This is a genomic window from Teichococcus deserti (assembly GCF_001982615.1).
In the GTDB taxonomy this organism is placed as follows: Bacteria; Pseudomonadota; Alphaproteobacteria; order Acetobacterales; family Acetobacteraceae; genus Pseudoroseomonas; species Pseudoroseomonas deserti.
The window spans coordinates 1-13,218 of record NZ_MLCO01000027.1 but is presented as its reverse complement, the minus strand read 5'-3'; the positions used below and the strand labels follow the sequence as shown (position 1 = coordinate 13,218).

Here is a 13,218-nt window from a genome sequence, read left to right as displayed (position 1 = left end):
TCCCCCAGCCTGTCCAGATGCTGAAGGCTTACCGCCCCACCGCATAACCCTGCATCCCCCGCGGATTGGCCCCCGCGAAGATCTGTCCGTCCGCTTCCTGGCGCACGGCGGACAGGCGGCCTTCCGACCAGTCGCCGCCCATTTCGGCCTTGTGGCCGCGGGCCTTCAGCTCTTCCAGCACCTTGGGATCGAAGCGGCCCTCGATCACGGTCTTCCCGGGCCGGGCCACGCGCGGCCAGAAGCTGGACGGCCAGTGTTCCGAGTGGAAGGACGGCGCGTCGATCGCCTGCTGGATGTTCAGCTTATGGTCCAGCATGCGCGACAGCATGATCGGCTGCCACTGATCCTGCTGCTCGCCGCCCGGGGTGCCGAAGGCCATCCAGGGCTTGCCGTCGCGCAGCGCCATGCCGGGCGACAGCGTGGTGCGCGGGCGCTTGCCGGGCTTGAGGCCGTTCGGCAGGCTTTCGTCCAGCCAGAACATCTGGCCGCGGGTGCCCAGGCAGAAGCCCAGCTCCGGGATCGCCGGCGAGCTCTGCAGCCAGCCGCCCGACGGCGTCGCCGAGACCATGTTGCCCCACTTGTCGATCACGTCGACATGGCAGGTGTCGGCGCCGGAGACGCCCAGGCGCGACACCGTGGGCTCGCCGGTGCCGGCGGCGCCGGTCAGCATGGGCACGCGGTCCTCGGCCTTGTGGTCGACCCAGCCGGCATGGCCGGGGATGGTGCCGGGGCGCAGCTCGAGCGAGGCCTCGCGGGTGATCAGCTTGCGGCGCTCGGCATTGTAGGCCGGCGACAGCAGGGTCTCGAGCGGCACCTGGGTGAAGTTCGGGTCGCCGTAGAAGGCCTCGCGGTCGGCGAAGGACAGCTTCATCGCCTCGATGACGGTGTGGACGAACTCGGCGCCCAGCGTGTCCATCGCGCCGATGTCAAAGCCCTGCAGCAGCGCCAGCGTCTGCAGCATCGCCGGCCCCTGGGTCCAGGCGCCGCATTTCAGGATGGTGGTGCCGCGGTAGTCGAGCGCGACCGGCGCCTCCACCGGCGCCTGCCAGCCGGCCATATCCTGCCCCGTCAGCACACCGCGATGCGCGCGGCCCGAGGCGTCCAGCACCTCGTTCTCGCGGCAGAAGCGGTCGATCGCCTCGGCGACGAAGCCCTGGTACCAGGCCCGCCGCGCAGCATCGATCTGCGCGATCCGGCTGAAGCCGGCCGACTGCGCCTCGCGCAGCACGCGGGAATAGGTCGCCGCCAGCGTCGGGTTGCGCCACAGCTTGCCGGCCTTCGGCCCGCCGTCGCGCAGCCACAGCGCCGCCGAGGTCGGCCAGGCCTGCTCGAACAGCGGGCGCACGCTCTCCACCGCCGCGGCGATGCGCGGGACATAGTGGATGCCGCGCTCGGCATAGCCGATGGCGAATTCCAGCACCTCGCCCAGGGTCCAGGTGCCCCAGTCGCGCAGCATGGTGGCCCAGGCGTCGAAGGCGCCGGGCACCATGGCCGGCAGCAGCCCGGTGCCGGGGATCAGCTCGAGGCCGAGCTCGCCCTTCACCTTGGCCACGCTCAGCCCTGCCGGCGCCGGGCCCTGGCCGCAGATCACATGCTGCCGGCCTGACCTGGCGTCGTGGATGATGATCGGGCAGTCGCCCAGCGGGCCGTTCAGATGCGGCTCGGCCACCTGCAGGGTGAAGCCGGCGGCGGCGGCGGCGTCGAAGGCGTTGCCGCCGCGCTCCAGCACCGCCATGGCCACCTGGCTGGCGATCCAATGCGTGCTGCCGACGGCCCCGAAGGTCGCGGCAATCTCAGGGCGTGTCGTGAACATTGCGTGGCTCCGGAAGCTGGCTGCTTGCGCCAATGTCTCTGCGCGCCGAAAACGCAGCGGTCAACCGGGAGCAGTGCAGGGTGATGTCGGGTCGGCTGGTGACGGTGGTGGGCGCCTCGGGCGCGGGCAAGGATACGCTGCTGGGCGCGGCCCGCGCGGCGCTGGCCGGCGACCCGCGCTTCCTCTTCGCCCGCCGCGTGATCACCCGCCCGGCCGAGACCCAGCAGCATGCCGGCGTCGAGGACCACCTTCCGATGACCGAGGCCGAATTCGCCGCCGCCGAGGCCTCCGGCGCCTTCGCACTGTCCTGGGCCGCGCATGGCCTGCACTACGGCATCCCCCGCAGCATCGAGGACGAGCTGGCGGCCGGGCGAATCGTCGTGGCCAACCTGTCGCGCGGCGTGCTGGCCGAGGCCGACCGCCGCTACCGCCTGCGCGTGCTGCTGGTGACCGCCCCGCCCGAGGTCCTGGCCGCCCGCCTGGCTGGCCGTGGGCGCGAGACCATGGCGGAAATCACGCTCCGCCTGTCCCGCGCGGCGCCGCTGGTCGACGGGCTGGACCTCGTCGAGATCGCGAACGACATGACGCCGGAGATCGGAGCGGAACGGCTGCTGAGCGCGTTGAAGAGCGCCGCAGAATAGAAAAGGGCCGGGGGAAGGAATTCCCCCGGACCCCGATCTTTTTCTGTCGGTGCTGCCGCGCGAACTCAGCCCAGAGGAAGACGCTCGGCAATCAGGAAAGGCGCGCCAGGGCCGGCCTGCGTGAAGAGGCACAGCTCCCGCACCACCCGCGGCACCGCGGCGACGGCGCCGACAGCGGCCTCGGCGGCAGGGCGGACCAACGCCATCTCCTCGGCCGACAGACGGCGCGACAGCGTCATGTGGAACCGCCAATCCGCGAAGACATGCGGATAGCCCCAATCCATCAGGGCGGCGCGCTGCCGCTCCGACAGCCGGTCAGGCCGGCGCCGTGCGATCTCGGCTTCGGTCGAGGGTGCCCGATGCGCATCCAGCTCCCGCACGCAGCGGTCGCAGAAATCCTGCAGGGCAGGGCATTCCTCCGCCTCGCGCAAAGCGAGAAACCCGTCGAGATTGGCCACCCGCAGCGGCGGCAGCGCGAAGGGCGCCACCGACGCGGCCAGAGCGACCGCCGCCTCCCGCGCCGCCGCGTAATTGCCCGCCAACCGGAACGGCGGCTTCAGCGTCGCATGGAAGCCATAGCCCCGCGCATCCGCCGTGATCTCGGCGATGTCGAGGCCGGGCAGGGGAGACTGGGGCAGCGACGCCCCCGTCTCCGCATCCCGCCCCAGCCAGGCCGAGGCCGCCGCATGCAGCGGATCGCCGATCTCCGGCGCCCAGTAGAGCCCGAGCCGCGCGCTCACGCGATGCGCTCGCCCGCGCGCCAGACCGAGCGGACCACCGGGATGCCTTCCAGCGGCCGGATGCGCACCACGTCGGCGCGCAGCCCGGCCTCGAGCCGCCCGCGATCCGCCATGCGCAGCATCCGCGCCGGCTCGTCGGTGATGGTGGCCACCGCCTTGTGCAGCGGGATGCCCGTCTCCTCGGCCGCGCGCCACACCGCCTCGATCATGGCGGGGGGGACGTAGTCGGAGGCGAAGACATCGACCAGCCCCGCGCGCACCAGGTCGGCCGCCGCGACATTGCCCGAATGGCTGCCGCCGCGGACGATGTTCGGCGCGCCGGCGATGATCTTCATGCCGTGCCGATGGGCGGCCTCGGCGGCCATCATCGAGACCGGGAATTCCGAGATCAGCACGCCATCGGCGGCATTCTCGGCGATCTCCTCCTCGCGCCAGTCGTCATGGCTGGCCAGCGGCAGGTTGCGATGCGCGATGCGCTGCATCAGCGTGCGGCGCTGGTCGGCGCGCAGCCGCTCGCGCTGGGCGATCAGCTCCTGCATGCGGCGATCGACCTCGGAGACCGACTTGCCGCCGCGCATCCGCATCTGCCGGTAGCGCTCGATATCGACATACTGGCCGACGCCCGGCGTGTGGTCCATCAGGCTGACCATGCGCACGGCCGGGTGGTCGGCGACCACCTCGACCAGCTCCAGCATGTCCATCGCCGGCAGCTCGCAGCGGAGATGCAGGAAATGCTCGCTCTTCAGCAGGCCGGTCGGGGCGAGGGCGTCAAGGTCGCGCACGCCGTTGAGGAAGGTCTCGGTGCGCTCGGCGTCGAAGCCGAGGTCGCCGAGGCACAGCGCGTCCAGCACCGTGGTGACGCCGGCGGCCGCCGTCTGCGCGTCATGCGACAGGAAGGCCGAGCGCGACGGCCAGCGCGCCTGGGCGCGCGGCTGCACCTGGCGCTCCAGATTGTCGGTATGGACGTCGATGACGCCCGGGATCAGGTGGTCGCCATCGAGGTCGATGGCGCCCGGCGCCTGGCTGCGGCCGGGCTGCAGCTCGGCGATCAGCCCGTCGCGCAGCACCAGCGTGCCCGGCTCGATCCGGTCGGGCAGCACCAGCAGGGCATTGGTCAGGATGGTCTCGGCGGTCATGCGGCGTCCTGGATGGGCAAGACTTCGAAAAGGCGGTCGGCGATGCGGTCGCGCACCTCGACATCGTGGAAGATGCCGATGATGGCGGCGCCGGCCTGCTTGGCTTCGGCGATCAGCTGCACCACCACGTCCCGGTTGGCGGCGTCAAGGCTGGCCGTCGGCTCGTCGAGCAGCAGCACCGGATAGAAGGGCGCGAAGCCGCGCGCCAGGTTGACCCGCTGCTGCTCGCCGCCGGAGAAGGTGGCGGGCGGCAGGCCATGCAGCCGCTCCGGCAGGTTCAGCCTCGACAGCAGGTCGCGGGCCCGCGCGCGCGCCTCGTCCAGCGGCACGCCGCGGGCGACCAGCGGTTCGGCGACAATGTCCAGCGCCGGGACGCGCGGGATGACGCGCAGGAACTGCGACACATAGCCCAGGCTGTCGCGGCGGATCTTTCTCACCGTCCGCGGATCGGCCGCGGTCAGCTCAATCTCGGCGCCGTCATGTTGAAGAAAAATCTGGCCCTGGCCGGCGCCGTAATTGCCGTAGAGGCAGCGCATCAGCGTGGACTTGCCGGCGCCCGAAGGCCCGGCCAGCGCCACGGCCTCGCCGCGCGCGACTTCCAGCTCCACATCTCGAAGGACCGGGATGCGCAGCCCACCCTGGAGGTGCAGCAAGAAATCCTTGCCCAGGCCGACCGTGCGCAGCGCGGTTTCGCGGTTGTCGTTCATGCGGCCAGCACCGAGGCGGTCAGGAGTTGCGTGTAGGGATGCTGCGGATCGTCCAGCACCCGGTCGGTCAGGCCCTGCTCGACCACGCGGCCGTGGCGCATGACGACGATGCGATGCGCCAGCAGGCGCGCCGCGGCGATGTCGTGGGTGACCAGCAGCACGGCGATGCCGAGATCGGCGACCAGCGCGCGGATCAGGTCGAGGAGGCGCGCCTGCACCGAGACGTCGAGGCCGCCGGTCGGCTCGTCCATGAAGACCAGCCGCGGCCGGGTGACCAGGGTGCGGGCAATCTGCAGCCGCTGCTGCATGCCGCCCGAGAAGGTGCGCGGCAGGTGGTCGATGCGGCTGGGGTCGATCTCGACCCGCTGCAGCCATTCGGTCGCCTCGGTGCGGATGTTGCCGTAGTGGCGCGAACCGATGGCCATCAGCCGCTCGCCGACATTGCCGCCGGCCGAGACGCCCATGCGCAACCCGTCGCGGGCATGCTGATGCACGAAACCCCAGTCGGTGCGCATCAACCGGCGCAGCGGAGCCTCGCCCATGTCATGCACCGAATGCGCCTCGCAGGAGGGGTCGCGATAGGTGACCGTGCCGCCGTCAGGCCGCATCTGCCCGGCGAGCACGCGCAGCAGGCTCGACTTGCCCGAGCCGGATTCGCCGACGATGGCGACGACCTCGCCGGGATGGATGTCGATGGCGACCTCGTCCAGCGCGCGCACCGCGCCGAAGCGGAGGTTGAGGCCGGAAGCCTCGAGAAGAGGGAGGCTCATGCCGCCTGCTCCCCGCGTGCCGCCTGGGTAGACTGGCGGTCCTCGCAGTAATCGGTGTCGGAGCAGACGAACATCCGCCCGCCGCGGTCGTCGGTCACCACCTCGTCCAGATAGGACGTGCGCGACCCGCAGAGCGTGCAGGGCGCGTCGGCGCGGTGCGGCCGGAAGGGATGGTCCTCGAAGTCCAGGCTGCGCACCGCGGTATAGGGCGGCACGGCGTAGATCTTCTTCTCGCGCCCGGCGCCGAAGAGCTGCAGCGCCGGCATGCGGTGCATCTTCGGATTGTCGAAGGCCGGGATCGGCGAGGGCGACATCAGATAGCGCTCCTGCACCATCACCGGATAGTTGTAGGCGCTGGCGACATGGCCGTGGCGGGCGATGTCCTCGTAGAGCTTCACATGCATCAGGCCGTAATCGGCCAGCGCATGCATCCGCCGCGTCTCGGTCAGGCGCGGCTCCAGGCGGAACAGCGGCTCCGGCATCGGCACCTGGTAGACCAGGATCTGCTGCTCGGTGAGGGTCGCCTCGGGGATGCGGTGACGGGTCTGGATGACCGTCGCCTCGGGCGTGCGGGTGGTGGTGGCGACGCCGGCGACGCGGTTGAAGAAGCGGCGGATCGAGACGGCGTTGGTGGTGTCGTCGGCGCCCTGGTCGATCACCTTCAGCACGTCGCGCGGCCCGAGGATCGCCGCCGTCACCTGGATGCCGCCGGTGCCCCAGCCATAGGGCAGCGGCATCTCGCGCGCCCCGAAGGGCACCTGGTGGCCGGGGATGGCCACCGCCTTCAGCAGCGTGCGGCGGATCATCCGCTTGGTGTTCTCGTCCAGATAGGCGAAGTTGTAGCCAGGATCGTGGCTCATTCGGCCAGCTCCTTCTCGGCGGGGCTGCTGGCTTCGGCGATCGCGGTCGCGCGCATGCGGCGGACCACCTCCAGCTCGCTCTGGAAATCGACGTAATGCGGCAGCTTCAGATGCTCGACGAAGCCGGTCGCCTCGACATTGTCGGAATGCAGCAGGACGAATTCCTCGTCCTGGGCGGGGGCGACGCGGTCCTCGCCCAGCTCGCCGGCCATCAGCGCGCGGTCGACCAGCGACATGGCCATGGCCTTGCGCTCGCCGGCGCCCAGCACCAGGCCATAGCCGCGGGTGAATTGCGGCGGCTCCGCTTTCGAGCCGTGGAACTGGTTCACCATCTGGCATTCGGTGACCAGGATGTCTCCCAGCTCGATCTCGAAGCCAAGCTCGGGCGGCGTGAAGGCGACGGTCACATGCCCCTGGCGGATCTCGCCGACGAAGGGGTGGTTGCCGCCATAGCCGCGCTGGGTGGAATAGCCGAGGCCGAGCAGGAAGCCCTCGTCGCCGCGGGCCAGGTTCTGCAGCCGCGCGGCGCGCGAGGCCGGGAAATCCAGCGGCTGGCGGGTCAGGTCGGGCGGCTCGGCGTCGCTCTCGCTGTCGCGGGCCATCAGGCCTTCGCGGGCCAGCAGCTCGGTCACCCGCAGCGCCTCGGGCTGGGCGACGGCGGCCTGGGGCGCGGGGGGCGGCGCCTCGCCGGCGGCGGCCAGCGAGAAGTCGAGCAGCCGGTGGGTATAGTCATAGGTCGGGCCCAGCACCTGGCCGCCCGGCAGATCCTTGTAGGTGGCCGAGACGCGACGGCGGATGCGCATCGTCGCGGTGTCCAGCGGCGCCGCATGGCCGAAGCGGGGCAGGGTGGTGCGATAGGCGCGCAGCAGGAAGGCCGCCTCGATCAGGTCGCCCTGGGCCTGCTTGATGGCCAGCGCGGCGAGGCCGCGGTCGTGGCAGGCGCCTTCCGCCATGACGCGGTCGACGGCCAGGCCCAGCTGCTGCTCGATCTGGTCGACCTCGAGCTCCGGCAGGGCGGGGTTGCCGCGCCGGGTCTCGGCCAGCCAGTCATGGGCGTGGCTGATCGCCTTCTCGCCCCCTTTGACGGCGACATAGGCCATGGCTCAGCCCTCCTCGATCCGGGTGGTGCGCGGCAGGGCCGCCAGGCGGTCGCCGGCACACAGAATGATGTCGACGCCGCGCGGATAATTTTTCGCGAGACGGCTTCGCTCGCTGGCGAAGCCGGGGGGCAGCCCCGTGACGTTCAGCCGATGCTCTTTCTCGATGCCGGGGCCGGTCAGATGCCAGCCGGCGCCTTCCTCCAGGCTTTCGACCTGGATGATCAGCGTGGCGCCATCCTGCGGCGTTTCGTCCGAACCCTGGCGCAGATCCGCCAGGGCAGGCGGCGTGCCGGTGGCCAACAGGAAAGAGGCCTCGGCCTGGACGGCGAGCGGGCAGCCGGCATGGAAGCGGATCCAGCCCTCGGCCTCTTCCCCGGCATCGAGCCAGAGCGGCGCCTCGGCATCGACCAGGGTCAGCAGCACGGCGGCGCTGGCCGGCGCCAGGGGGGCAGGGGCGTCGAGCGCCATGGTCAGGCGCTGCACGCGGCCCGGGCGGCTCATCGCCTCCAGCACAGCGCGGAAGCAATCCTGGGCGTCGAGCACGGGCTCGACGAAAGCGGGGCGGATCATCGCATGGTCGCCATGGTGAAGAATTGCACGCGCGTCGCCGCCGCCTTGCGCGACTGCGCCGCCGCCGCCTCGGCCTGGGCGGCCGCCAGCGGCTCGATCACCACATCCAGCAGCGCTGCGCGCCGGGCCGGATCCTGCAGCGCGGCATCGACCAGCGCCGCGAGCTCCGCCTGGGCCAGGTCGCGGCCGGTGACATAGGCATGGCCCACCTGGCCGTCGGGCAGGGAAACGGCGCAGCGGGTGACGGTGATCTCGGACAGGTTGAAGGGTGCGCCGTCGCCGCCGGCACGGCCGCGCAGCATCATCAGCCCGGTCTCGGGGCCGCGCAGGCGGGAATGCGGGGGCAAAGCAGGGCAATCGGCGAGTCGGGCCTGAAGATCGGTCCGGCTGGCCCGGGCCAGCACCGCCATCCAGCGGCGTCGGTCCTCTTGGGGAGCAGCTTCAAGGGAAAGGAACACGGGAGGCTTTCGGTCTTGTTGAGACGTCTAGACAACTAGATATCCGCCCGGTTACCGTCAACGCGAAATTGCCACGACCCATCGGCGCCGAGCTTGAACTTTCCATGACGCAGCCTTTTCCGAACGAACCCCACCGCGAGCCCAACCTGGCGCGCGGCGAGGGTGTCTCGCTGTGGCGGCAGATCGCCCTGTCGCTGGAGCGCGCCATCGCCGAGGGGCAGAGCCCGCCCGGCAGCCGCCTGCCGACCGAGGCGGCGCTGGCCGCCCAGCACGGCGTCAACCGCCACACCGTGCGCCGCGCGCTCGACTCGCTGGCGCTGCGCGGGCTGATCCGCATCGAGCAGGGGCGCGGCTCCTTCGTGGCGGAGGACGTGGTGGATTATCGCCTCGGGCCCCGCACGCGCTTCTCGGAGGTGATCCGGGCGCAGAACCGCGAGCCGGAAGGCCGGGTGCTCTGGGTCAAGGAAATTCCGGCCGAGCCGGCGGTGGCCGAGGCGCTGCGCCTGCACCCCGGCCGCCCGGTGCTGGCGGTGGAGCGGCTGGGCCTGGCCGATGGCCGCCCGGTCGTGGTCGGACGCCACCATTTCGTGCTGCCGCGCTTCGCCGGCATGGATGCCGAGCTGCAGGCGACCGGCAGCATCACCGCGGCGCTGCGCGCCTGCGGCGTGCCGGATTACCGCCGGGTCTGGACCCGGCTGACCGCCGCCTTGCCGACGCCGGAAGAGGCCGAGACGCTGCAGCAGGCGCGCGCCCGCCCGGTGATGGTGGCCGAGGCGCTGAACGCCGACGCCGAGGGGCGGCCCATCGACTACACCCTGTCGCGCTACGCCGCCGGGCGCGTGCAGATCGTCATCGAGGACGGCGCGGGACACGAGACATGACAGGCTGGACCATCACGGGCGGACAGGTGCTGCGCGACGCGACGCTCGCCGCCGGCACGCTGGCGCTGAGCAACGGCACCGTCGCCGAGGCCGCGGCGCCCGACGCCCGCCGCTTCGACGCCAGCGGGCTGCTGGTCATGCCCGGTATCGTCGACATCCATGGCGACGCGCATGAGCGGCAGTTCCAGCCGCGCCCGGGCGTGTCGATCCCGGCGCCGCAGGCGCTGCGGGATTCGGCGGCGCAGATCCTGGCCGCCGGCATCACCACCGCCTTCCTGGGCGTGACGCTGTCCTGGGAGCCGGGGCTGCGCTCGCTGGAAGCCTGGAAGACGCTGCTGGCGGAGCTCGAGACGGCGCGGCCCGGCCTCGCCGCCGACCTGCGCGTGCATCTGCGCTTCGAGGTCGACAACCTGGCCGCCCTCGACACCGCGCTGGCCGATATCGCGGCGGGCCGCGTTGATCTCCTGGCCTTCAACGACCACACGCCCGGAATCGCGCGGAAGCTCGTCAAGGAAGCCGCAGCGTCGAAATACGCCGAGCGTGCCGGCGTCGGCGTCGCGGAAATCCGCGCCATGGCCGAGACCGTCCTGGCCGAGCGCCATGCCATGCCCGCCGCGCGCGAGCGCCTGGCCGCCGCCGCCCGCGCCCGCGGGATGTCGATGCTCAGCCATGACGATGCGACGCTGGAGGACCGCGCGCTGCACCGCGCGCTCGGCGCCGCGATCTGCGAGTTCCCGATGGCGGAAGAGGTTGGCCGCGACGCCCGTGCCCGCGGCGAGGATGTGGTGATGGGCGCGCCCAATGTGGTGCGGGGCGGCAGCCACCTGGGCTGGGCCAGCGCGGCGCCGCTGGCCGAGCAGGGCATCGTCACCATCCTGGCCTCGGACTATGTCTGGCCCTGCCTGATGCAGGCGGCCTTCATCCTGCAGGGGCGGGGGGTGCTCGACCTGGCCCAGGCCTGGGCGCTGATCAGCGCCAATCCGGCGCGCGCCGCGGGCCTGAGGGATCGCGGCCGGCTGGAGACAGGGCTGCGCGGCGACGTGGTGGTGGTGGATCCGGCCGCCCGGGCGACCGTCGCGGTGTTCTGCGCCGGCGCACTGTCCTGGATCGCGCCGGCTGCGGCCGGGCGTTTCTGACACGTCATTTCTGCCGGGCGAGGCCCCATCGCGGCATCCGGGGGAGCGTTCGCTTCCCCGGAGAGGCGGGCGGCCATTTGCAGCGCCGGACAACAGAAAAGGGGCGCCGTTTCCGGCGCCCCCTCACATTGGCTCCCCGAGTTGGACTCGAACCAACGACCTAGCGATTAACAGTCGCGTGCTCTACCAGCTGAGCTATCAGGGATCAGCGTGTGGCCGGGATATAGTCGGCGCCGATGGGCCGCGCAAGAGGGGTTTGCAATCGTTCCGCCACGAAAATGCCGAACACGTTCGCGGCATGAGGAAAGGCGCCCGGACAGGCGTCAGGGCGCTGGAACAGTTGCGAATTTTGCAAGGGGAGGGTGGAGGTCGGTGCCGGAATCGAACCGGCGTGGCGGGATTTGCAGTCCCGAGCCTAACCACTCGGCCAACCGACCATGGGGGCGGCTTTAGCGGGTGGGACAGGGGCTGTCCAGGGGGCAGCGGCCGGGTGGATGCCGGGAAAGGTGCCGCCGGCTTGGCCGGGTCGGGCGCAGCCCCTATAAACCCGCCAAGGCATGGGAAATGGGTCCGTGCCCGGCAGTCGAGGACGGCAGGCGATGAGTTTCGCTGGAGATTTCGCGGGCGCCCGCAAATGGATGGTGGACGGGCAGCTCCGTCCCAACAAGGTCACCGATCCGCGCATCATCTCGGCCATGCTGGACCTGCCCCGGCACCGTTTCGTGGCGCCCGCTCTGGAAGCCCGCGCCCATGCCGACGAGGATGTGCCGCTGGGCCAGGGCCGCGTGCTGCTGCAGCCGATGATGCTGGCCCGCCTGCTGCAGCTGGCGCAGATCCGCGCCGGCGAGTCCGTGCTGCTGCTGGCCGCCGGCGCCGGCTATGGCGCCGCCGTCGCCGCCCGCATGGGCGCCCGCGTCACGGCGGTGGAGGGCGATGCCGCGCTGACCGCGCAGGGTCGCGCGGCGCTGGCCGAGCTCAGCCTGGCGCCGGGCAGCCTGCAGCTGGTGGAAGGTCCGGCCACCGCCGGCCACCCCGCCGGCGCGCCTTATGACGTCATCATCATCGAGGGTGCCGTGCCGGAGATTCCGCCGGCGCTGGTCGAGCAGCTGCCCGAAGGCGGCCGGCTGGTGGCGCTGCGCCGCCGCCCTGGCCAGGCCGGCGCCGCCGTGCTGGGCCGCCGCATGGGCGGCGCCTTCAGCGTGACCGAGGCCTTCGACTGCAACACGGCCGTGCTGGCCGAATTCCAGCCGCAGCCGGGTTTTTCCTTCTAAGTCTTCGATCCAGGGCCGCGCCGGGCTGCGACATACATGTCGCACCTGGCGCGCAACCCGCATGCGGTCCCCGCAAGGTGGCTGGCCGCCCGGCGGCAGCTTCGCTAGCCTGCCTGCGGCAGGGCCGGGTTCGGCGCCTGCCGCGACCGATTCATGCCAAAGGCCTTCCGAGGAGCCCGCCGGTGTCCCAGCCTCGCTCGCCCCAGCGCTTCGTCCCCGGGACCCGCGCCGCCTTCCGCATGCTGCTGCTGGGGGCCGTCTTCGCGCTGCCCGCCGCCCATGCCGGTGCCCAGACGCTGCAGGAGGCGCTGAGCCAGGCCTATGCCAACAACCCGACCTTGCAGACCGCCCGCGCCCAGCTGCGGGTGGTGGACGAGAACGTGCCGCAGGCGTTGTCCGGCTGGCGGCCGAGTGTCGTGGTCGCCGGCAACGCCGGCTATGTGAATGGCACCACGCGCTCGCGCGGCCTCTATGCCGATGCCGACCGGCAGACGGCGGGCGTCAACGCCACGGTGACGCAGCAGCTGTACAATGGCGGCCGCACCGTGGCCTCGACCCAGCGGGCCGAGAACCAGGTGCTGGCCCAGCGCGCCCGGCTGCTGAGCGCCGAGCAGCAGGTGCTGTCCGACACCGTCTCCTCCTATGTCGCGGTGATCCGCGACCAGGAGACGCTGCGGCTGAACGTCAACAACGTGCAGGTGCTGCAGCGCCAGCTGGATGCCACCAATGAGCGCTTCCGCGTCGGCGAGATCACCCGCACCGACGTGGCGCAGGCGGAAAGCCGCCTGGCTGGCGCCCGGGCGTCCCGCGCCAGCTCGGAAGGCAATCTGCAGACCAGCCGCGCCACCTTCCGCCGCACCACCGGCCTGTCGCCGGAGCGGCTGACCGCGCCGCAGCCGCTGGGCATGCCGGTGCGCGACGGGCGTGAGGCGGCGGAGCTCGCCATGCGCAACAACCCGGCGGTGGTCGCAGCCCTGTTCGACGAGGCCGCGGCGCGCGACGCCATCGACGTGCAGATGGCGGCCCTGCTGCCCTCGGTGAATGTGCAGGCCCAGGCCTTCCGCAGCGACAACCAGCAATCGCCGCACACCCGCGGCACCGGCCAGCAGATCACCGCCAACCTCTCGGTCCCGCT

Annotated in this window: 14 protein-coding genes and 2 tRNA genes; 5 read left to right on the top strand and 11 right to left on the bottom strand. The window is 71.6% G+C overall.

Features of this window, described 5'->3' with window-relative positions; genetic code table 11:
- Positions 1–28 precede the first annotated feature (28 nt).
- Complete coding sequence (locus BKE38_RS04345; RefSeq protein WP_076956144.1) at positions 29–1,813, bottom strand: gamma-glutamyltransferase family protein; 1,785 nt, start codon at positions 1,811–1,813, stop codon at positions 29–31.
- A gap of 83 nt (positions 1,814–1,896) precedes the next feature.
- Here BKE38_RS04345 and phnN point away from each other — a divergent pair, with 83 nt between their 5' ends.
- Complete coding sequence (phnN, locus tag BKE38_RS04340) at positions 1,897–2,454, top strand: phosphonate metabolism protein/1,5-bisphosphokinase (PRPP-forming) PhnN (protein ID WP_076956143.1); 558 nt, start codon at positions 1,897–1,899, stop codon at positions 2,452–2,454.
- Between the two features lie 65 nt (positions 2,455–2,519).
- Here the strand turns inward: phnN and BKE38_RS04335 are convergent, their stop codons facing one another.
- Genes BKE38_RS04335 through phnG form a run of 8 tightly spaced genes read right to left on the bottom strand, consistent with a single transcriptional unit; the run spans position 2,520 to position 8,795 of the window.
- The gene (locus tag BKE38_RS04335; protein ID WP_076956142.1) at positions 2,520–3,194 is read right to left on the bottom strand and encodes a DUF1045 domain-containing protein; all 675 of its coding nucleotides are present in this window, start codon (positions 3,192–3,194) and stop codon (positions 2,520–2,522) included.
- A complete protein-coding gene (locus tag BKE38_RS04330) occupies positions 3,191–4,330 on the bottom strand; it encodes an alpha-D-ribose 1-methylphosphonate 5-triphosphate diphosphatase (protein WP_076956141.1) in 1,140 nt (379 codons plus the stop codon). The genes BKE38_RS04335 and BKE38_RS04330 overlap by 4 nt, the downstream gene beginning before the upstream one ends.
- Positions 4,327–5,037: a phosphonate C-P lyase system protein PhnL gene (phnL, locus tag BKE38_RS04325; protein WP_076956140.1), complete on the bottom strand. Its 711-nt coding sequence runs from the start codon at positions 5,035–5,037 to the stop codon at positions 4,327–4,329. Before phnL ends, BKE38_RS04330 begins: the two co-directional genes overlap by 4 nt.
- Entirely contained in the window at positions 5,034–5,807 is a 774-nt protein-coding gene (gene phnK / locus BKE38_RS04320) for a phosphonate C-P lyase system protein PhnK (RefSeq protein WP_076956139.1), read from the bottom strand. The genes phnL and phnK overlap by 4 nt, the downstream gene beginning before the upstream one ends.
- Complete coding sequence (locus BKE38_RS04315) at positions 5,804–6,667, bottom strand: alpha-D-ribose 1-methylphosphonate 5-phosphate C-P-lyase PhnJ (RefSeq protein WP_076956138.1); 864 nt, start codon at positions 6,665–6,667, stop codon at positions 5,804–5,806. The genes phnK and BKE38_RS04315 overlap by 4 nt, the downstream gene beginning before the upstream one ends.
- A complete protein-coding gene (locus BKE38_RS04310) occupies positions 6,664–7,767 on the bottom strand; it encodes a carbon-phosphorus lyase complex subunit (RefSeq protein ID WP_076956137.1) in 1,104 nt (367 codons plus the stop codon). Before BKE38_RS04310 ends, BKE38_RS04315 begins: the two co-directional genes overlap by 4 nt.
- Positions 7,768–7,770: 3 nt before the next feature.
- A complete protein-coding gene (gene phnH / locus BKE38_RS04305) occupies positions 7,771–8,337 on the bottom strand; it encodes a phosphonate C-P lyase system protein PhnH (protein ID WP_076956136.1) in 567 nt (188 codons plus the stop codon).
- A complete protein-coding gene (gene phnG / locus BKE38_RS04300) occupies positions 8,334–8,795 on the bottom strand; it encodes a phosphonate C-P lyase system protein PhnG (RefSeq protein ID WP_076956135.1) in 462 nt (153 codons plus the stop codon). Before phnG ends, phnH begins: the two co-directional genes overlap by 4 nt.
- A 104-nt stretch (positions 8,796–8,899) precedes the next feature.
- Between phnG and phnF the strand changes: the two genes are divergently transcribed.
- Both phnF and BKE38_RS04290 read left to right on the top strand, forming a co-directional pair.
- Complete coding sequence (gene phnF, locus BKE38_RS04295; RefSeq protein WP_076956134.1) at positions 8,900–9,676, top strand: phosphonate metabolism transcriptional regulator PhnF; 777 nt, start codon at positions 8,900–8,902, stop codon at positions 9,674–9,676.
- A complete protein-coding gene (locus tag BKE38_RS04290) occupies positions 9,673–10,812 on the top strand; it encodes an alpha-D-ribose 1-methylphosphonate 5-triphosphate diphosphatase (protein WP_076956133.1) in 1,140 nt (379 codons plus the stop codon). The genes phnF and BKE38_RS04290 overlap by 4 nt, the downstream gene beginning before the upstream one ends.
- 129 nt (positions 10,813–10,941) lie before the next feature.
- On the opposite strand, the gene BKE38_RS04285 is transcribed toward BKE38_RS04290, so the two are convergent.
- Together BKE38_RS04285 and BKE38_RS04280 are read right to left on the bottom strand one after the other, a co-directional pair.
- Positions 10,942–11,017: transfer RNA gene (locus tag BKE38_RS04285), tRNA-Asn, on the bottom strand.
- Positions 11,018–11,175: 158 nt separating this feature from the next.
- A tRNA-Cys gene (locus tag BKE38_RS04280) sits at positions 11,176–11,249 on the bottom strand.
- Positions 11,250–11,411: 162 nt separating this feature from the next.
- On the opposite strand from BKE38_RS04280, the gene BKE38_RS04275 reads away from it, so the two are divergent.
- Together BKE38_RS04275 and BKE38_RS04270 are read left to right on the top strand one after the other, a co-directional pair.
- The gene (locus BKE38_RS04275; RefSeq protein WP_076956132.1) at positions 11,412–12,083 is read left to right on the top strand and encodes a protein-L-isoaspartate O-methyltransferase family protein; all 672 of its coding nucleotides are present in this window, start codon (positions 11,412–11,414) and stop codon (positions 12,081–12,083) included.
- A gap of 182 nt (positions 12,084–12,265) precedes the next feature.
- Positions 12,266–13,218, top strand: a 953-nt coding sequence (locus BKE38_RS04270; protein ID WP_242662189.1) for a TolC family protein, incomplete at its 3' end; no start/stop codon positions are given.